18 protein-coding genes are annotated in these 17,998 nt (G+C 61.7%); 6 read left to right on the top strand and 12 right to left on the bottom strand.

Features of this window, described 5'->3' with window-relative positions; translation table 11 throughout:
* Positions 1 to 18 precede the first annotated feature (18 nt).
* Positions 19 to 207 carry a hypothetical protein gene (locus GGQ66_RS20635; RefSeq protein WP_183795206.1) on the top strand — a complete coding sequence of 63 codons (189 nt, stop codon included), beginning with the start codon at positions 19 to 21 and terminating at the stop codon, positions 205 to 207.
* 46 nt (positions 208 to 253) lie between these two features.
* Here GGQ66_RS20635 and GGQ66_RS20630 read toward each other — a convergent pair whose 3' ends face one another.
* From GGQ66_RS20630 to GGQ66_RS20590, 9 genes are all read right to left on the bottom strand, one after another.
* Positions 254 to 895 (bottom strand): flavin reductase family protein, encoded by a 642-nt coding sequence (locus GGQ66_RS20630; RefSeq protein WP_183795204.1) that lies wholly within the window; start codon positions 893 to 895, stop codon positions 254 to 256.
* Entirely contained in the window at positions 885 to 2,201 is a 1,317-nt protein-coding gene (locus GGQ66_RS20625; RefSeq protein WP_183795202.1) for an amidohydrolase family protein, read from the bottom strand. Before GGQ66_RS20625 ends, GGQ66_RS20630 begins: the two co-directional genes overlap by 11 nt.
* A gap of 31 nt (positions 2,202 to 2,232) precedes the next feature.
* Positions 2,233 to 3,204, bottom strand: a complete 972-nt coding sequence (locus GGQ66_RS20620; protein WP_183795200.1) for an ABC transporter ATP-binding protein — start codon at positions 3,202 to 3,204, stop codon at positions 2,233 to 2,235.
* On the bottom strand, positions 3,201 to 4,172 hold the full coding sequence (locus tag GGQ66_RS20615) for an ABC transporter ATP-binding protein (protein WP_183795198.1): 972 nt from the start codon (positions 4,170 to 4,172) through the stop codon (positions 3,201 to 3,203). Before GGQ66_RS20615 ends, GGQ66_RS20620 begins: the two co-directional genes overlap by 4 nt.
* Positions 4,169 to 5,650: an amidohydrolase family protein gene (locus GGQ66_RS20610; protein ID WP_183795196.1), complete on the bottom strand. Its 1,482-nt coding sequence runs from the start codon at positions 5,648 to 5,650 to the stop codon at positions 4,169 to 4,171. The genes GGQ66_RS20615 and GGQ66_RS20610 overlap by 4 nt, the downstream gene beginning before the upstream one ends.
* Complete coding sequence (locus tag GGQ66_RS20605; protein ID WP_183795194.1) at positions 5,647 to 6,840, bottom strand: amidohydrolase family protein; 1,194 nt, start codon at positions 6,838 to 6,840, stop codon at positions 5,647 to 5,649. The genes GGQ66_RS20610 and GGQ66_RS20605 overlap by 4 nt, the downstream gene beginning before the upstream one ends.
* Positions 6,841 to 6,849: 9 nt before the next feature.
* Positions 6,850 to 7,788 (bottom strand): ABC transporter permease, encoded by a 939-nt coding sequence (locus GGQ66_RS20600; protein WP_183795191.1) that lies wholly within the window; start codon positions 7,786 to 7,788, stop codon positions 6,850 to 6,852.
* A gap of 14 nt (positions 7,789 to 7,802) precedes the next feature.
* A complete protein-coding gene (locus tag GGQ66_RS20595) occupies positions 7,803 to 8,768 on the bottom strand; it encodes an ABC transporter permease (protein WP_183795189.1) in 966 nt (321 codons plus the stop codon).
* Between the two features lie 75 nt (positions 8,769 to 8,843).
* Positions 8,844 to 10,400 (bottom strand): ABC transporter substrate-binding protein, encoded by a 1,557-nt coding sequence (locus GGQ66_RS20590; RefSeq protein ID WP_183795187.1) that lies wholly within the window; start codon positions 10,398 to 10,400, stop codon positions 8,844 to 8,846.
* Between the two features lie 254 nt (positions 10,401 to 10,654).
* Between GGQ66_RS20590 and GGQ66_RS20585 the strand changes: the two genes are divergently transcribed.
* Positions 10,655 to 11,350, top strand: a complete 696-nt coding sequence (locus GGQ66_RS20585) for a GntR family transcriptional regulator (RefSeq protein WP_183795185.1) — start codon at positions 10,655 to 10,657, stop codon at positions 11,348 to 11,350.
* Positions 11,351 to 11,518: 168 nt separating this feature from the next.
* On the opposite strand, the gene aztC is transcribed toward GGQ66_RS20585, so the two are convergent.
* From aztC to aztA, 3 genes are read right to left on the bottom strand one after another with little or no spacing between them, the layout of a single operon-like run.
* Entirely contained in the window at positions 11,519 to 12,463 is a 945-nt protein-coding gene (aztC, locus tag GGQ66_RS20580) for a zinc ABC transporter substrate-binding protein AztC (protein WP_183795183.1), read from the bottom strand.
* A gap of 19 nt (positions 12,464 to 12,482) precedes the next feature.
* Positions 12,483 to 13,349, bottom strand: coding sequence for a zinc ABC transporter permease AztB (gene aztB / locus GGQ66_RS20575; protein ID WP_183795181.1), 867 nt, complete (start codon positions 13,347 to 13,349; stop codon positions 12,483 to 12,485).
* The gene (gene aztA, locus GGQ66_RS20570; RefSeq protein ID WP_183795179.1) at positions 13,342 to 14,115 is read right to left on the bottom strand and encodes a zinc ABC transporter ATP-binding protein AztA; all 774 of its coding nucleotides are present in this window, start codon (positions 14,113 to 14,115) and stop codon (positions 13,342 to 13,344) included. The genes aztB and aztA overlap by 8 nt, the downstream gene beginning before the upstream one ends.
* Before the next feature lie 160 nt (positions 14,116 to 14,275).
* On the opposite strand from aztA, the gene aztD reads away from it, so the two are divergent.
* The 4 genes from aztD (at position 14,276) to GGQ66_RS20550 (ending at position 17,589) form a co-directional block, all read left to right on the top strand.
* On the top strand, positions 14,276 to 15,514 hold the full coding sequence (gene aztD, locus GGQ66_RS20565; protein WP_183795177.1) for a zinc metallochaperone AztD: 1,239 nt from the start codon (positions 14,276 to 14,278) through the stop codon (positions 15,512 to 15,514).
* A gap of 80 nt (positions 15,515 to 15,594) precedes the next feature.
* Positions 15,595 to 16,011 (top strand): Fur family transcriptional regulator, encoded by a 417-nt coding sequence (locus tag GGQ66_RS20560; RefSeq protein WP_183795175.1) that lies wholly within the window; start codon positions 15,595 to 15,597, stop codon positions 16,009 to 16,011.
* 50 nt (positions 16,012 to 16,061) lie between these two features.
* Entirely contained in the window at positions 16,062 to 17,270 is a 1,209-nt protein-coding gene (gene zigA / locus GGQ66_RS20555) for a zinc metallochaperone GTPase ZigA (RefSeq protein WP_183795173.1), read from the top strand.
* Between the two features lie 115 nt (positions 17,271 to 17,385).
* Positions 17,386 to 17,589 carry a cold-shock protein gene (locus GGQ66_RS20550; RefSeq protein WP_183795171.1) on the top strand — a complete coding sequence of 68 codons (204 nt, stop codon included), beginning with the start codon at positions 17,386 to 17,388 and terminating at the stop codon, positions 17,587 to 17,589.
* Positions 17,590 to 17,998 lie beyond the last annotated feature (409 nt).

Genomic DNA, 17,998 nt, shown 5'->3' with positions numbered 1-17,998 from the left:
CGGAACAGGCTTCTGCCCATGGAAAACGCAAACAAGAACGACAAGAACGACAACCTGCCGACCATCTTTGCGGAAATCACACGCATCCGGCAGATGGCGGAGGAGAGCAAGCTCGATCTCCTCGCCTATATGCTGCGCACGGCGGAATGCGAGGTCATGGAGTTGTTGCTGAAGGATCGCGCGATCCAGAAAGTTCGCAGGAACTGACCGGCTGACACAGGGAAGGCTCAGGTGAACAGGGCGGCAACCCTGCTCATAATTTCGGGGTCAGCATGTCGAAGCGGTCGCGAATGGTCGAGCAGGTGTCGCCACCCAACCGGGCGATGGCGTCGATGCCGGCGGGATCGACATGCAGCCGCTCGTCCACCACGCCTTCGCGATAATGGGCATAGACGATCTCGCCCATGATGATCTGTCGCGACTTGCCAAGCTCAAGGGTGATATGCCGGCGGCATTCGAAGGCGGCGGGCGCTTCCCTGATCCACGGCGCGGCGATCTTCCTGCCGGGCATGGCCGTCAGCCCCGCTTCCTTCAACTCGTCCACACCGCGCGGATATCTCGCCGCGCAGGCATGCATCGCCTCGGCAATATCGAAGGACACGATGTTGACCGTGAACACCTCCGTCATGCGGATGTTGTGGGCGGTGTCCTTGAACGACATGTCCGGATTGTTCTCCACACCAAGCGCCAGAATGGGCGGATCGGCGGAGAGGCAGTTGAAGAAGCTGAAGGGTGCTGCGTTGATGCGTCCTTCCTCGTCCACCGTCGTGACGAGCGCGATGGGGCGCGGCACGATGGTGCCGATCATCAGCTTGTACTTGTCGCGCGGAGAAAGGGCCGCGAAATCGAAGCCGGTAGAGGCGGCTTCGGCTGTCGATTTGTTTTCAGGTGTCATCGGCAGCAACCTCCTGCCCTTGCAATTTCGGATGTGACACGGTGTCGGCTGAAAAGCTTTTTTGAATACCGCCTGTCCCCGTGTGGAAAATTTCGGGATAGCCGTTCCAGAAGGAACGCCGGCCCCGGTGCCAGCCGCCGATGACCCGCGAAACGCGCTGCACGGCATCCGCCGGACCAAGGGCGTCGAGCAGAACGATGGTTGCCTCGCCCCCGACCGTCAGTGCCGCCGTTTGTCCCATGATCCCGGCCGCCGTTTCCGCGACGAACGAGAAGACACGCTCGAGGTCATCCCTGCGGGAAAGCTGAGCAACATTCGCATAGAGATTGGCCATCCGGATCAGCGAGGCATCGCCATAGGGCGTAAACGGGTTGAGAACATTGTTGGTGGCGATCGCGGTCGCCACACCCTGTTCGGCCAGACGGTGCACCGGAGCCACGCCGCGCGGCACCAACCGGTCGGCGTCGCGCCCGTTGAGGAAAAGATCGGTGGCCGGCAGGGTCGTCAGCGCGATGCCGGCCTCGGCGAGTTGGCGTCCCCTCGCCTCCAGCCGATCCGGAGCCATCGCGGAGAGATTGGTCAAATGACCAACAGAAACCCGCCCGATATAGCCGCGTCGGATCGTTTCGGCAATGACGGCCGCGAGGTCGCTGCGATCGGGGTCGAGGCTGAAATCCAGATGAAAATCGACGGCGACGTCATGCTTTTGCGCGAGATCGAAGATCATCGCCACATGCCGCACCGGATCCGGGTCCGTATAGGGGCAACCGCCGACGAGATCCGCGCCATCGGCGAGAGCCCTGTCGAGCATGCCGAAGGTTTCCGGCTCCTGGGTCAGTCCCTCCTGCGCGAAGGCGCAAAGCGTGATGTCGATGGCGAAGGCATACTCGCTGCGAATGCGCTTCAGCGCATCGAAGGAGCGAAAGCCGGCGCGCGGATCGATTTCGACGAAGCTCAGCATACGCGTCGTGCCGTGGGTAATCGCGCTCTCCACCACCCGCGCCGCCCGCGCGTAAACATCGCTTTCGGTGAAGTCGCGTTTTGCCCCCGCAGTCTCCCTGACCGCTTCGGCAAGCGTACCCTCGCAGATGGAGCACCGGTCGAGAATGCACGCCTTGTCGAGATGGACATGGCTGTCGGCAAAACCGCCGAAGGCAAAGGCGCCCCTGGCGTCGACGACCTCGACAGCCTCGCAGCGCAGACCGGCGGCAAGCGCCGTGATGTGATCCCCGCAGACCGCGATGTCGACCGGTGCGCCGGTGTTACCGACGACCGCGTTGCGAATAAGCAGATCGACTGTCGTCATGCATCCCCCGGTATGCGGCAGGCTTTCGCGCTCAAAGGCTGTCTCCCGCATAGTGGCAGGCAACACGGCCGCCTTCCGGGCGCGGGCGCACCGAAGGCGCCTCACGTCCGCACCGCTCGGTGGCCATCGGGCAGCGGGGATGGAAGGCGCAGCCAGCAGGTGGATTGAGGGGGCTCGGCGGTTCGCCACCCATCAGCGCCCGCGTCCGGTTCGGCGCCCTGACATCCGGGATCGTCTGCAGGAGAAGCCGGGTATAAGGGTGCTGCGGATTGGCGAACAGCGCTTCCGTTTCCGCTTCCTCGACGATGCGGCCGAGATACATGACGGCGATGCGGTCAGCCATGTGTCGCACGACGGCGAGGTTGTGGCTGATGAACAGATAGGTGAGGCCGAGTTCATCCTGAAGGCGGCGCATGAGATTGAGGATTTGCGCCTGCACCGACACGTCGAGCGCCGAGGTCGGTTCGTCGCAGACGAGGAATTCCGGCTCGGAGGCGAGTGCGCGGGCAATGGAGATACGCTGCCGCTGGCCGCCCGAGAACTCATGCGGATAACGGCCTGCGTCATCCGGCGAGAGGCCGACGATCTTCAGCACCTCCGCCACGCGGGCGTTCGTCGCCTCGTCGCTGTCGCGAAGGCCGAATTCCCGGATCGGCTCGGCGATGATGTCGCCGACGCGCCAACGAGGGTTGAGGCTTGCATGCGGGTCCTGGAAGATCATCTGTGCTTCCATCGGCGCGCCGTTGCGGTCGGGTGCGAAGACGATGGAACCTTCGGTCGGGGCGTAGAGGCCCGTGACGAGGCGCGCGACCGTCGATTTGCCGCAGCCCGATTCCCCGACGAGCGCCAGGCATTTGCCGCGCCCGACGGTGAAGGTCACGTCCTGGACGGCGCGCAGATAGCGCTTCGGCTTGCGCTCCAGCACCCGGTTCAGCCAGGGCGCCGAGACATCGAAGGTACGGGTCAGTTGATCCACTTCAAGGGCATTGTCGGGACTTCTCATGCGACGCCTCCGTCATGGATGAGGCAGGCGGCGGAGCCTGCGCCAGCGGGAACAAGGGATGGCCGCAACTCGCGGCAGCGCGGTCCGGCATCTGGACAGCGCGGATTGAAGGCGCAGCCCGGCGGAATGGCGTTGAGGCGGGGCATGGCCCCGTCGATCTGGGCGAGACGTTCGACGCGCGCACCCAGCGCCGGGATCGATCCCATCAGCCCGCGCGTATAGGGATGCTGCGGTCGGTTGACGACCTCATCGACCGGCCCGATCTCCACCACCCGCCCGGCATACATCACCGCCACGCGGTCGGCGGTTTCGGCGATCACGCCCATATCGTGCGTGACAAGCATGACGCCCGCGCCGTGTTCGCGGCACAACGTCTTCAAAAGGGCGGTGATCTGGGCCTGAATGGAGACGTCAAGCGCTGTCGTCGGTTCGTCGGCAATGATGAGCTTCGGATTGCCGGCCAGCGCCAGAGCGATGACCACCCGCTGGCGCATACCGCCGGAAAACTGGTGCGGGTAATGATCGATCCGCTCCTCCGCGCCGGGAATACCGACCTGTTTCAGGAGTTCGACGGCCCGGCGGCGACCGCCAACGCGGTCGAGATCGGTATGAAGCCGGATCGTTTCCACGAGTTGCTGGCCGACAGAGAACAGTGGGTTGAGCGATGTCAGCGGGTCCTGAAAGATGGCGCCGACCAGGCGCCCGCGCACCTTCGCCATCTCCTTTTCCGAGAGATTGTCCGTACGCTCGCCAGCAATGCGAATTTCGCCGCCGCTGATCCTTCCGGGCGGCTCCAGCAGACCGAGCACCGACATGCCGGTCATGGATTTTCCGGCTCCGGATTCACCGACGACACCGAGAATTTCACCCTGATTGACGGTGAGCGAGACATCGCTCAACGCGTTCAGAACGCCATGGCGGGTTGGAAACTCGACCGACAGATCCCTGACGTCCAGTGCTTTGGTCATCGCGAAGGCTCCGGGCGTGGATAGCTGGGGGGAAAGATCACCTCGACGGACGGGTGCAGATAGGTCCGTTCCGGATAGCGCGCGACGAGCCCGTCGAACTGTTTCTGTGCCGTGATGCGCGCTGCCTTGAGATCGAAGCCGGCCACCGCGCCGTCGCGCATCGAAAGGCGGCCATCGACGATGGTCGCCTTCGTAACCCGGCCCGTAGCACCATAGACCAGCGTCTGGACGGGATCGATGCGCGGCGCGATCATGCCGTCGGCCATGTCGAAAACGGCGATATCGGCCTTTGCGCCGACGGCGAGACGACCGAGATCGCCGCGGTTCAGCGCGTCGGCCCCGGCAATCGTTGCGGCGTCATAGAAATCGGCAGCCGAACCGGCGTCACCGGTGCCCGAGGCGACGCGGTTCATCATCAGGCCTACCGCCATGTTCAGCACCATATCGGGCGGGGCGGTATCTGTGCCCATGCCGATGCGAATGCCCAAGGCCTTCAACCGGGAGAACGAGTTCAGCGCCGAACCGTGACGCGCAGAAACCAGCGGACAGTGGGCAACCGTGACGCCATGGGTAGCATAACGAGCGAGGTCGTCATCTGTCGCGACGGTGGCGTGCGGCGCGATCAACCGGGAAGACAGCAGGCCGAGCCCGTCCAGCCATTGCGGCGCGGTCATACCGTAAAGCCGCTTCACGGTTTGCAGTTCCATCTCGCCCTGGGCCATGTGCAGCCGCACGGGCACGTTCAGCTCATCGGCCCGCGCGAAGGTTTCGCGTAGCAGCGTTTCCGTGGAGGTTTCCACCCGGTCGGGCGCGAACATGCCGGAGACGAGCCCATTGGCGCTGCCGTGAATGCGGGCGGCGAAATCGGCGGCCTCCTTCAGCCCGGTAAGGCCGCGTTCCTCATCGAAAAAGGGCTGCATCGCGCCCGCTTCGTCAAGGATCACGCCACCGGTGCGATAGGCGGGGCCAAGCCAGACGCGCAGGCCAAGCTCTTCGGCAGCCAGAGCCGCCGCCTCGAATTCGGCAACGGTTTCGCCCCACTGCCGGTAGAATAGCGAGGCGATCGGCAGAGCGGAGGTGATGCCGTTCAGAAGAAGCTGCGCGAAGGCGAAACGCTTCTGGAAGGCCAGTTCCTCCGGTGAATACATTTCATAGGCGCGCGGCGCATAGTCATGGGCCCAGACGCGCCCCTTTTTCCAGCCGGGCTGGTTGTCCATGGCCAGCACGGTCGTATCGAGATCGGAGAGCGCGTCGAGATCAACAAAACCCGGACCGACCAGCGCCTCGCCCATATCGTAGCGTGCAGCGACCTCGCCTTCGAAGTGGGAGCCCACAAAGATCACGCGGTCGGCCTCAATCACAACCTCGCCGTTTTCGATCAGCCGGCGTCCTTCCGGCAGATCGGCAATCACGAAACGGGCACAAAGCGCCCAGCGGCCCTCGGGCCGTTTGCCAAGCGGCAGATCGGACCATCTCATGGGCGTTCTCTCAGGCTCTTGCCGTCGCGCGCCGCGATATTGCCGGCGGTGACGACGAGCTTGCGCGGCGCATGGGTGACAACCGCTTCGGCAAGGGTTTCTCCCGCCAAAAGCACGACATCGCCGCGCCCGCCGGCAACGAGTGCGTGGTCGCTCCGCTCCATGACCGCCGCGCCGCCCGTGGTGCAGACATTAAGCGCCATGGCCACCTCGTCGTCGCGGCGCAGGTTGTTCTTCATGCCGAGCAGCATGGCGCGCTCCAGCATGTCGCCGTTGCCATAAGGCCCCCAGGTGTCGCGGAACCCATCCACACCCGCGCCGAAGCGTACACCGGCTGCGTGAAGTCGCTTGAGGGACGGCGCATCCCGCGAGGGCGGCGCGGTGGTCAGGATCGGCACGTCGAGTTCTGCGCAGGTGTCGATCAGGCCCTGCGTCATGGTCCAGTCGGGGTCGCCAAGGCAGAAGGCGTGGCTGACAGCCACCTTGCCCTGCATGGAATGGGCGCGGATGCGCTCGAAGATCATCTCCATGGAAAAGGCGCCAAGCTCGGCGCTCTCATGCAGATGGATATCGATGCCCCTGCCGTATTTTTCGGCCAGAGCAAAGATGGCGTCGAGATGGCCTTTGGGATCGCGGTCCATGCCGCAGGGGTCGAGACCGCCAACGAGATCCGCCCCCATCGCCATCGCCCTGTCGAGAAGCTCCAGCGTGCCGGGACGGCGCATCAGGCCGGATTGCGGAAAGGCGACGATCTCTATTTCCACCACGCCGGCGAGCTGGCGACGGGTTTCCATCACGCCTTCGATAGCGATAACGCCCTGATCCGTATCGACATCGACATGACTGCGGATCAGCGTCGTACCGTAGGACACCGATTGCAGCGACTGACGCATCGACTGCACATGGGCGTCGAGCCCGTAGTCCCGCTTCACCTTGCGTTCATTGTCGATCTTGTCGATGAGCCGGGGGCCGACCTCGTTGCGATACCAGGGAAAGCCAAGGAGAGACTTGTCGAGATGGGTATGAGCGTCGACGAGGCCGGGAATGGCGATGGCGCCCCCGGCATCCTCGGTCACGACACCCTCAGCTTCAATCCCGGCGCCGATCGCCGCGATCCGTCCGTTACGGATCAGAATATCGGCGGTCGCTTCCCCCATGGGTCTCGCGTTCTTGATCAGAAGATCGGACATGACATTACCTCAGCGAAGTTTGGGGTTGAGCGCATCGCGCAGCCAGTCGCCGAGCACATTGATCGACACGACGAGAAGACAGAGCTGGAGTGCGGGAAAGAGGACGATCCACCACAGGCCGGAAAACAGATACTGGTTGCCGATGCGGATCAAGGTTCCAAGCGAGGGCTGCTCCAGCGGCATGCCGACACCCAGGAACGAGAGTGTCGCCTCGATGAGAATGCCGAGGCCGAAATTCAGCGTCGCGGTGACGAGCAGCGGCGTCGTGGTATTGGGCAGGATGTGACGCAGCATGATGCGGCGTGCGGGAACGCGGATGAGACGGGCGGCCTGCACATATTCCTTGTCGCGCTCCACCATGGTCAGTGCCCGCACGGTACGCGCATATTGCACCCAGCCGGAAAGCGAGATGGCGAGAACGATAACGGCGGAGGCTCCCGCCTCGCGCAGACCCGGCGGCAGCAGCGAGCGGGCGATGGCCGAGACAAGAATGGCGATCAGCATGGTCGGCATCGACAGGAGCACGTCGCCGACACGCATCAGAAGGCCATCGGCCCATTTGCCGTAATAGCCGGCGACGAGGCCGAGCGTCGCGCCCACCGTGAGCGACACCGCGACGGAGGCCGCACCGATGATGAGGGATGCCCGCGATCCGTAAAGAATGGCCGACAGCATGTCGCGGCCCTGAAGATCGGTACCGAGCAGGAAGGGCCATTGACCGTCCGGATGCCAGATCGGCGGTATCTCGGCGTTAAGCAGTTCCAGCGCCGCGAGATCGTAGGGGTTCTGCGGCACGATGAAGGGCGCAAAAAGGGCCGACAGGACGAGCACCGCAAGCACGATGGCGGCAATGACGGCCGAGGGATGGCGCTTGAAGCTCCACCACAGGTCGGAATTGCGCAGGCGAGCGAGGCGTGAGGCGCGTGGTTTTGCGGCAATAGCGGTCATGGCGGTTTCCTGTCTCAGCTTTTGCGCAGGCGCGGATCGATAACCGCATAGGCGATGTCGACAACCGTGTTCAGCACGACGAAGATGAACGAGACGATGCAGAGATAGGCCGCCATCACCGGAATATCGACGAAGGTCACCGCCTGCATGAACAGCATGCCCATGCCCGGCCACTGGAAAACCGTTTCGGTGACGAGCGCGAAGGCGATGAGATTGCCGATCTGCATGGCGGTCAATGTGATGACCGGCATGAGACAGTTTTTCAGCGCATGGCGGAACCACAGCGACCGGCGCGGAACGCCGCGAGCGCGGGCGAACTTGATGAAGTCGGCGCGCAGCGTTTCCAGCATTTCAGCCCGCACGAGACGCATGACGAGGGTGATCTGGAAAAGCGAAAGCGAAAGCGCCGGCAGCACCACCGCCGCGCGGCCGGATGACGTGAGGAGGCCCGTCGTCCACCAGCCGAGCGGAACCACTTCGCCGCGCCCGTATCCCGGCAACCATCCGAGGGATACGGAAAACGTCAGGATGAGCAGGATGCCGACGAGAAAGCTTGGCAGGGATACGCCGACGACCGATGTGAACTGCAGGCTCTCCGCCCACCAGCGCCCGCGCCCGATGGCAGTAAAGACACCGAGCGGGATGCCGATCACGAGCGAAATGAACGTCGCTATGAGCACGAGTTCGAAGGTGGCCGGAAACCGCTCGGCAATCAGCGTCGTAACCGCCTGCTGGTTGCGCCAGGACAGGCCGAATTCGCCCTGCGCGGCATTCACGACGAAACGTCCATATTGAACGAGGAAGCTGTCGTTAAGGCCAAGACGGGCGCGAAGTTCGTCGCGTTCCACCTGCGTCGCACTCTCGTTCATCATCATCTCCACGGGGTCGCCGAGGAAGCGGAAGATCAGAAAGGCAAGAAAGGCGACGGTCAGCATCACAAGGATGGCGTTTCCGATGCGCTTGATGAGAAAGACGATCATGGTCGACAGTCCGATCCGGGATGGACAGAAAGAGAGCGCACCGCCGGCCGGCAGGGGCTGGCGGTGCGCTGTGTCTTACTTTTTGACCAGCCACAGACGCGGCAGGTTGTCGGGCATCAGCGGCAGGTCGGCCACCTTGTCGGTCGTCGCCCAGGTCAGCGGCTGCTGGTGCAGCGGGATCATCAGGGCATGATCCCTGGCCACCTTGAGCGATTCCGTCACGAGCGCGAGACGCTTGGTGCGGTCGAGTTCAGTGGAGGAGGCTTCTGTCAGCTTGTCGAATTCCTTGTCGGACCAGCCGCCCCAGTTGAAGATGCCGAAAGTGCCTTCCTTGGTGTGCAGAACCTGTGACGTGAGGCTGTAACCGTCCAGCATCGGCAGGGTCGCCCAGCCGAGCGTGTAGACATCGACCTTGCCGCCGGAACGCTTCGGCGTCTGCACGGCGCGCGGGCCCTGATCGAGCTTCGGCTTGAGGCCGATGCGTGACCACATGGAGGCGATGGCCTGACAGATCTGCTCCTCATTCACCAGCGTATCCGAACAGTTGAAATCGAATTCGAAGCCTTCGGCGCCTGCTTCCTTCAGCAGCGCTTTCGCCTTTTCCGGATCGGCCTTCACCGGCGTGTCGAGGGCGGCGTCATAGCCGGGGATCGGCGGGGCGACCAGCGTGCCGGCATTGCGGGACTTGCCACGCATGACGCGTTTCTGGATGAGGTCCAGATCAATGGAGATCTGCAATGCCTGACGCACGCGCAAATCCTTCATCGGGTTGGGCGCGCCGGAGATGAGCTGGTCGCGCTGGGAAAAGCCCAGCATGACCGTACGCAGGTCAGTGCCTTCGAGCAGCTTGACGTTCGGCGAGGCTTCAAGACGCGGGATATCCTGCACCGGAGCCTTGTCGGTGAAGTCGATATCGCCGGCCAACAGGGCGGCGACGCGCGTCGCGTCCGAGGCGACCGGCGAAAACTCGATACGGTCGAGATTGTGGACCGGCTTGTCCCACCAGCCATCGAACTTGACGAAGACGGATTTGGCGTCGGGCTGACGGCTTTCGACCTTGAAGGGGCCAGTGCCATTGGCGTTGTAGGTAGCGTAGCCTTCCACGCCGGCGCCGACATCGGTCGGGGCTTCGGCATTGTTGTCCTTCAGCCAGCCGGCGTCGAAGATGTAGATGGTCGTCAGGTCATTGAGGAGAAGCGGGTAGTTCTCCGTCACGTCGATCTCGATCGTGTGATCATCGATAACGCGCGAGCCCTTATAGGCCGGTATATTGCCCTTGAGCGGCGACTTGGGATCGGCGGCGCGCTTCAGCGAGGCCTGCACGTCTTCTGCCGTGAAATCGGCGCCGTTGTGGAACTTCACCCCTTCGCGCAGCTTGAACCGCCAGGTGGTGGGCGAAACGATTTCCCAGGACGTCGCCAGCGCGGATTCGATCTTCAGGTCGCGATCGTAGCGCACAAGGCCCTCATAGATATGGTTCAGCACGCCAAGCGTGAAGCTGTCGCCATAGGAATAGGGGTCGAGGGAGCCGATGTCCCGCGATGCGCCCCAACGGAAGGTTTCGGCGGCAGCCGGTGCGGCTACGGCGAGTAGCGTTACGCCGGCCAGAAGGATTCTGGAAATTCTGCTCATATCGTTCCCCTATAATTGTATGCGATATTGTTGCCAGAGTTTGCGAAATCGTATTCAATGCGCACTGGAATTTCGGCAATTCAATTGAACGATCGCCACTCGAATGTTGCATTGCCTGCGCTTCTCAGCGAGCTTTATCGCAAATTGAATGCAATCTCAAGAAAATATTGAATTCAATAATTTGCATTAGAAAGAATGCACGGTTTGGGGTATAACGGCCCGAAGTCGAAATCAGCGACACGCCGGAGGCCCCAATGTCGACACAGCAAAGCCGCAGCGATGCGATCTATGCTTCGCTCAGAAGGGCGATCCTCGAGCAGGCGCTGAAACCCGGCGTCAAGCTGCCGGAGGATTCGATCGGCGACACGTTCGGGGTCAGCCGCACCAGCGCCCGCAATGCGCTGCTCCGGCTGGCATCGGATGGACTAGTGGAGATCAGGCCCAATCGCGGCGCGGCGGTTGCCATGCCGACTCTGGAAGAGGCCAAAGAGGTTTTTTCACTGCGCCGCTGCCTTGAGCGAGAGGTGATCGAGCGCCTTTGCACGCGCATGCCGAAGGACGGCATAGACGCGCTCGTTTCCCATATCCGCGAGGAGGAGCGTGCGTTGCGGGCTTCTTCGCCGCGTTCGATCCGGCTTGCCGGTGAGTTTCACATCCTTCTGGCCGAACTGACGGGTTCGAAACTCCTGATCGACTTCATCAGCCAGATCGTTTCGCGCTCATCGCTTATCCTCGCGCGGTTCGGGCGTCCGCATTCGGCGGAATGCGGCATCGACGAGCATATCCAGTTGATCGAGGCGTTGAAGAATCTGGACAAGGAGACAGCAATCCAGATCATGGATCATCACCTGCACGCCGTCGAAGACCGCGCCAAGGCGGACGATGGCGATGCCGAGCCGGATATCGCGCAGATCCTCAACCACTACATTACGGAACAAAGCCAGCGCTGAGCGTTACCGGCCGAATTGCACGCCGTCTTTGCATGCAAGCCTTCGCATATCCTTGATGCGACTGGCGGCAAAAGGCTTGTTGCCACATCGGCGACGGAAAGCGCCTCGCGCGCGCCATGCACCAGAGGCCGTCCTGCCCGGTCTCTGCCCGGGCAGGACGGCAGATCATCAACTGCCGAGGATGGCGGCCTTCATCGTCTTCACATTGTGGTGGAACATGTCGATATAGGTCGAGGCCGGGCCGTCCGCTGCCGACAGCGCGTCGGAATAGAGCGTCCCGCCGACCTTCAGCCCCGTCTCCTTGGCAATCTGCTCTACCAGCCGGGGATTGGTGATGTTTTCCACGAAAATGGCCGAGGCCTTGTCTTCCTTCACCTGATCAACCAGCTTCGCAACATCGGCGGCGGAGGCCTCCGCCTCGGTGGAAATCCCTTCAGGTGCGAGGAACTTCAGGCCGTATTCATGCTCGAAATAGCCGAAAGCGTCGTGCGACGTGATGATGACGCGCTTGCTCCTGGGGATGGAGTCGATTTCAGCGCGGACTTCCTTGTCAAGCGCGTCGAGCTTTTCAAGATAGGCCTTCTCGTTGGCCTTGTAGGTGTCGCAACCGGCCTTGTCGGCTTCGCAGAAGGCCTTGGCGATGTTCTTCACATAGATTTCGCCGTTCCTGACTGACTGCCAGGCATGCGGATCAAACTCGCCATGATGGTGATGCTCCTCATGGCCGGCATCGGCCTTCTTCTCGTCGTGGTGCTCGTCCTCTTCGCCCTTGATCGGCTTGACGCCCTTGCTCACCTGAACAACCGATGCCTTGGTGCCGCTCGTCTCGATGAGGCGCGACATGAAGCCTTCGAGTTCGAGGCCATTGACCAGAACCACATTGGCCTCGGCCAGAGCGGCCGCGTCCGCCGGGCGCGGCTCGTACGTATGTGCGTCGCCATCGACGGGAACGAGCGTCTTGAGGTCAATCCGGTCGCCGCCGATATTTTTCGCGAGATCGGCGATGATCGAGAAGCTGGCGACGACCTTGAGATCGGCGGCCGAAGCACCGGAGGCAAACCCGCAAAGGGTGAGCAGGCTTGCAGCCGTTGCGATACGAAACGTCCTGAACATGGAAAGCTCCTTTTGTTGATCAGGCTGTCTTGTGGCGGCTGGAGCGGAGAAGGCTGGACAGCATTCCCCGACGGCCCGCCAAAGCGGAGAAAACGTAGATGGCGCCGGCGCAGAAAATGATGGCCGGCCCGGATGGCATGGAAGCGTGGTAGGAAAGAAGCAGGCCGCTCAGCGACGAAGCCACCGCGATGGTGATCGCAATCAGGCAGAGGCTTCGAACATCGTTCGACCAGAAGCGGGCGGCGACCGCCGGCAGCATCATCAGCCCGACCGACAACAGCGTTCCAAGCGCCTGAAACCCGCCAATGAGGTTGAGGACCACGAGCGTCAGAAACAGGAAATGGACCGGCCCGCCAATGCGGCTGACCGAACGCAGGAACAGCGGATCGAGGCATTCGGCCACCAGCGCCCGCCAGAAGATGGTGAAGGCAACAAAGGTAACGAGCGCAATACCGACGATGAGGGCAAGCGCCTCATCGTTCAACGCCAGCACCGAACCGAAGAGAACATGCATCAAATCGACACTCGACCCCCGCCAGGAGACGAGCAAAACCCCCACCGCCAGCGAAATGAGATAGAAGGCGGCCATCGAGGCATCCTCCTTCTGAACGGTGAAGCGAGAGACGACACCCGAACCGAGCGCGACCAGAAGTCCGACGACCAGCCCGCCGATCGTCATCGGCAGAATGTCGAGACCGAAGAAAAGAAAGCCGAGCGCCGCACCGGGCAAGATGGCGTGCGACATGGCATCGCCCGTCAGACTCATGCGCCGGAGCATAAGGAAAACGCCGACGGGAGCGCAGCTGACCGACAGAACGATGGAGCCGAACAGAGCACGCTGCATGAAGCCATATTGCAGGAAGGGACAGATGAAATATTCAAACATGGGCGACAACCTGTCCGGACGCATCGTCAAGGGATCGACCGTCGCCGCACCAGGCGGCGTTATCGTCCCATGCCTCCTGAAAGCCGCGGGCGCGTAGGAGATTGTCCACGGTCAGCACGGTATCCGTCGCACCACAGCCCACCAGCGTACGGGCCATCAGCAACGTCCGAGGAAAATGCGCCCGCACCAGAGCGTGATCGTGAAGAACGCATAACACGGTTCGTCCTTCGGCAACCCAGCGCTTCACCAGCACAACAAGATCGCCGATCGTGCGCTCGTCCACGGCATTGAAGGGTTCATCCAGCAGAATGAGATCGGCATCCTGCACCATGGCACGGGCGAAAAGCGCGCGCTGCATCTGCCCGCCGGACAGGCTGTCCAGCGGACGCTTCTCGAACCCGGTGAGGCCGACGGCCGCAAGACAGGCGGCAAGGTCGGTTTTATCGGCCGGCGTCATGCGACCAAGAAGTCCACGTTTCTGCCAGAAGCCGAGCGACACGAGGTCGATGACACGGGCAGGAAACGTTCTGTCCAGTTCGGATTGCTGCGGCAGATAGGCCAACCGGGAGAACTCCGAAATGCAGGCACCGCTGATCGGCTTCAAAATGCCGGCAATACCCTTCATCAACGTCGATTTTCCCGAGCCGTTGGCGCCGACAACCGCCGTCAACGTACCGCGCCTGATCTCGCCGCTCAGGTGGTGGACTGCCGCATGGCCCTGATAGCCCAGCGTCAGATTATCGAATTTCAGGCAAGTGTCAGACATCGCATCCTCGGGGGTTGACAGCGCCTAATTATGTAATGTTATTACGTTCGTCAAACGAAAAGTAATGTAATAACATTTCAAAAGACAATTGCCATTCCGGTCATGTGCTGGCGGCAAGAGAGCTTAGCTTCACAAAATCAACAACATCAGGGATGACACCATGCACACGTCACTGCGCCGCAATCTTCTGGTCACCGCCGCCGTCGCCGCACTTGTTTTCACGGCCCCCTTTGCAATGGCAGAGGAAAGCCATGATACGCAGGAGGCCTGGAGGCTGTTCGTGGCAGACCACACGCAACCCGTCGTGCGCGCCATCGACTTCGCAAACGGCAAGGAACTTGGCCGCTATGACCTGAAGGGCCATGCGACATTGACGGTAAGCGCCTCCGGTCAGACCGTTTTCGCGACGCAATCCGACGCCGATATTGTGCATGTCATCAAAACCGGCATCGACTTTTCCGACCACGGCGATCACCGCGATCTCGCGGTGTCGGAAACCGGCCTTTTGCCTGTAACCTTCGAGGGTAAACGCCCCTTCCACGTCGTGCCGCACGACGATCACCTGATCCTGTTCTACGATCGCGGCGGCAAGGCGGAAATCATCAACGAAGCGGCCCTTCTCGAAGGCAGAACGGATGTCCGCACCCTCGATACGGTGAAGCCGCATCATGGTGTTGCCGTGACAATGGGCGATCACGTTCTTCTTTCCGCTCCCAACACGGAGGTCGCAACGAATCCGGAGGAATTGCCGCCGCGGATCGGCTTGCGGGTGATCGACGCCAATGGTGCCCAGATTGGCGACATTGCGAAGTGCACGGACCTGCATGGAGAGGCAACCTCGGCCAGACTGGTTGCCTTCGGCTGCAAGGAAGGTGTGCTTGTGGCGCGGCCGGACGGGATTAACGGGCCGAAGATCGAAATGCTGCCCTACCCCGCCAGCTTCCCGAAGGGCCAGACCGGCACGCTGCTGGGTGGTAAGGCGATGCAGTTTTTCCTCGGCAATTACGGTGAAGACAAGGTTGTCCTGATCGACCCCGACAGCGACAACGCCTACCGTCTGGTGGAATTGCCGACACGACGCGTCGATTTCCTGCTCGACGCCGCCAATCCGCGCAATGCCTATATTCTGACAGAAGACGGCGACCTGCATGTCCTCGACGTGATCAAGGGCGAGATCGTTCGCAAGGCCAATGTCACGGAACCCTACAGCAAGGACGGTCACTGGCGCGACCCGCGTCCGCGGCTGGCCGTGGCGGACGGGCAGATCGCCATCACCGATCCCCGCCACGCTCTCGTGCGCGTCGTCGATGCCGCAACCTTGCAGGAAAGCCGCACCATTGCCGTCGAGGGCCAGCCCTTCTCGATTGTCGCGGTGGGCGGCTCCGGTGCCGCCCATTGAGACTGAGATCGAAACCGTAATGTCCGGAGCCGTTGCGACGGCTCCGGACACGGCGTTCAAACCATACCCGCGAGGCTCAGATGTTAAGGGATGCCCATCCGGAAACGCGCAACAAGCTGACCCGAAACCAGCAACTGGTCCTGTCCACGCTGGAGGGTTCTGCCCAACCACTCAGCGCCTACAACATTCTGGATCGCCTGCGCGACAAGGGCCTGAAGGCGCCGCTTCAGGTTTACCGCGCACTCGACAGGCTCATGGGGGCCGGTCTGGTTCACCGCCTGGAAAGCATGAACGCCTTCGTCATCTGCTGTCACTCCCGCGACGGACACATTCATCCGCGCATTACGGCTTTCGAGATCTGCGAGGCCTGCGGAAAAGTCAGCGAGTTCCACGACGAGAGGGTCGAGGACGCGCTTCTACGCCGGGCTCGCCTCGACGGCTTCAAGGTCCGCAACACCTCCATCGAAATGCAGGGCATCTGCCGGGAGTGCCGATAGCCACCACCCCTTCGCCACCCTTATCGAGACACCAACAGGAACAAGCTTCCATGACCCAGAGAAAACTTCCCGTCACCGTCCTTTCCGGCTTTCTCGGCGCAGGAAAGACTACGCTTCTGAATCATATTCTCGCCAATCGCGATGGCTTGCGCGTCGCCCTCATCGTCAACGACATGAGTGAAGTGAACATCGATGCCGCGCTGGTACGCGACGGCGGCGCGAATCTTTCCCGCACCGAGGAGCAACTGGTCGAAATGACCAATGGCTGCATCTGTTGCACGCTGCGCGACGACCTGCTGACGGAAGTGCGGGCACTCGCCGAGCAGAATCGCTTCGATTACCTATTGATCGAATCGACCGGCATTGCCGAGCCGCTGCCCGTCGCCGCCACCTTCGATTTTCGCGACGAGAACGGCATGAGCCTGTCGGATGTTGCGCGTCTGGACACGATGGTGACCGTGGTCGATGCCGCCAACCTTCTGGCCGATTACGGTTCCGCCGATTTCCTCTCGGACCGTGGTGAAATCGCAGGCGATGGCGACAACCGCACCATTGTCGACCTTCTGGTCGAGCAGATCGAGTTCGCCGATGTCGTCATCCTGAACAAGATCGGCACGGCAACACCGGAGCAGCGCGACGCCGCCCGCAAGATCGTCGTCGGCCTGAACCCGGATGCGAAGCTGATAGAGGCCGATTTCGGCCAGGTCGATCTCAAACAGGTACTCGGCACCGGGCGATTCGATTTCGCGAAGGCAGAACAGCATCCGCTGTGGTTCAAGGAGCTCTACGGCTTCAAGGATCATGTGCCGGAAACCGAGGAATATGGCATCCGCTCGTTCGTCTATCGCGCCCGCGCACCCTTCGACCCCGGACGCTTCAAACATTTCCTCGACAGGAGCTGGCCGGGCGTGGTGCGCGCCAAGGGTTTCTTCTGGCTGGCGACACGGCCGCATTATGTCGGCGAGATCAGTCAGGCCGGCGCGCTGGTGCGTACACAGAAGATGGGCCTGTGGTGGGCCTCCGTGCCAAAAGCGCAATGGCCCGACGATCCGGGCTTTCTCAAGATGATGAAACCCTATCTCGATCCGGTCTGGGGGGACCGTCGCCAGGAAATCGTCTTCATCGGGGCCGAACCTATGGACGAGGCGGAGATCCGCGCCGCGCTTGATTCCTGCCTTGTCAAAGCGGAAGGCTATACGCCAGAGAAGTGGAAAACCCTTTCCGACCCCTTCGCAAGCTGGTCTCCGAAGGCCGCATGACACTAATCTTGCGCTCGTTCGTGCCAAAGAACGGCTCTATCGACGGAACAAGCTTGCCGCGTGCGACGTTGATTGATAAGGCAGTGCGGAACGCTAAGCAGTCACAGAGGACATTATGGCAACTGGCACGGTAAAATTCTTCGCCCAGGACAAAGGTTTTGGTTTCATCACCCCCGACAATGGTGGTCCGGATGTGTTCGTTCACATCTCGGCTGTTGGCTTCGGCGGCGCACTTCAGGACGGCCAGAAGGTCAGCTACGAAGTCGGCCAGGACCGCAAGACTGGCAAGTCGAAGGCTGAAAACGTCACCGTTCTCTAAGCCTGCCTGATCGGCCCCGTCTATTGGCGAGGCTGAAATCGATTAAATGGCCCCTTCCCCTGTCAGGCAGAGGAAGGGGCCATTGCATTTGTGGCCCGACCTGCCGACGAAACGGGCCCTGCAAATGAGTCAGCCCGCAGCGGGTCATGACCTGATTCCCATTGCGGCGAACAGCTGGACATCAACGATGCCGGCACCCCCATTCAAGGTTTCCCGTCACGTATTCACGCCACTGATTCTTGTGATTGCCATCGCGCGATAATCTTGATAATTTCACACATCTTTAATTCCGGGATTTGTGAAGCATGTTCCAGCCTAGGTGTTTAGTCCCGGCATTTGATGGTGCATTATTCAGCCATGAATGGAGGGATGCGCTATGGGTCAAATTCTACACGGGAGCGCCCGCACG

Origin of the sequence: Allorhizobium borbori (assembly GCF_014196535.1) — a bacterium.
GTDB classification, from domain to species: domain Bacteria; phylum Pseudomonadota; class Alphaproteobacteria; order Rhizobiales; family Rhizobiaceae; genus Ectorhizobium; species Ectorhizobium borbori.
This window is presented reverse-complemented; position numbering and strand designations above follow the sequence as displayed.

Coding starts and splice junctions, on each gene's coding strand:
- GGQ66_RS20635 (WP_183795206.1), top strand. CDS start 19: ATGGAAAACGCAAACAAGAACGACAAGAACGACAACCTGCCGACCATC.
- GGQ66_RS20630 (WP_183795204.1), bottom strand. CDS start 895: ATGACACCTGAAAACAAATCGACAGCCGAAGCCGCCTCTACCGGCTTC.
- GGQ66_RS20625 (WP_183795202.1), bottom strand. CDS start 2,201: ATGACGACAGTCGATCTGCTTATTCGCAACGCGGTCGTCGGTAACACC.
- GGQ66_RS20620 (WP_183795200.1), bottom strand. CDS start 3,204: ATGAGAAGTCCCGACAATGCCCTTGAAGTGGATCAACTGACCCGTACC.
- GGQ66_RS20615 (WP_183795198.1), bottom strand. CDS start 4,172: ATGACCAAAGCACTGGACGTCAGGGATCTGTCGGTCGAGTTTCCAACC.
- GGQ66_RS20610 (WP_183795196.1), bottom strand. CDS start 5,650: ATGAGATGGTCCGATCTGCCGCTTGGCAAACGGCCCGAGGGCCGCTGG.
- GGQ66_RS20605 (WP_183795194.1), bottom strand. CDS start 6,840: ATGTCCGATCTTCTGATCAAGAACGCGAGACCCATGGGGGAAGCGACC.
- GGQ66_RS20600 (WP_183795191.1), bottom strand. CDS start 7,788: ATGACCGCTATTGCCGCAAAACCACGCGCCTCACGCCTCGCTCGCCTG.
- GGQ66_RS20595 (WP_183795189.1), bottom strand. CDS start 8,768: ATGATCGTCTTTCTCATCAAGCGCATCGGAAACGCCATCCTTGTGATG.
- GGQ66_RS20590 (WP_183795187.1), bottom strand. CDS start 10,400: ATGAGCAGAATTTCCAGAATCCTTCTGGCCGGCGTAACGCTACTCGCC.
- GGQ66_RS20585 (WP_183795185.1), top strand. CDS start 10,655: ATGTCGACACAGCAAAGCCGCAGCGATGCGATCTATGCTTCGCTCAGA.
- aztC (WP_183795183.1), bottom strand. CDS start 12,463: ATGTTCAGGACGTTTCGTATCGCAACGGCTGCAAGCCTGCTCACCCTT.
- aztB (WP_183795181.1), bottom strand. CDS start 13,349: ATGTTTGAATATTTCATCTGTCCCTTCCTGCAATATGGCTTCATGCAG.
- aztA (WP_183795179.1), bottom strand. CDS start 14,115: ATGTCTGACACTTGCCTGAAATTCGATAATCTGACGCTGGGCTATCAG.
- aztD (WP_183795177.1), top strand. CDS start 14,276: ATGCACACGTCACTGCGCCGCAATCTTCTGGTCACCGCCGCCGTCGCC.
- GGQ66_RS20560 (WP_183795175.1), top strand. CDS start 15,595: ATGTTAAGGGATGCCCATCCGGAAACGCGCAACAAGCTGACCCGAAAC.
- zigA (WP_183795173.1), top strand. CDS start 16,062: ATGACCCAGAGAAAACTTCCCGTCACCGTCCTTTCCGGCTTTCTCGGC.
- GGQ66_RS20550 (WP_183795171.1), top strand. CDS start 17,386: ATGGCAACTGGCACGGTAAAATTCTTCGCCCAGGACAAAGGTTTTGGT.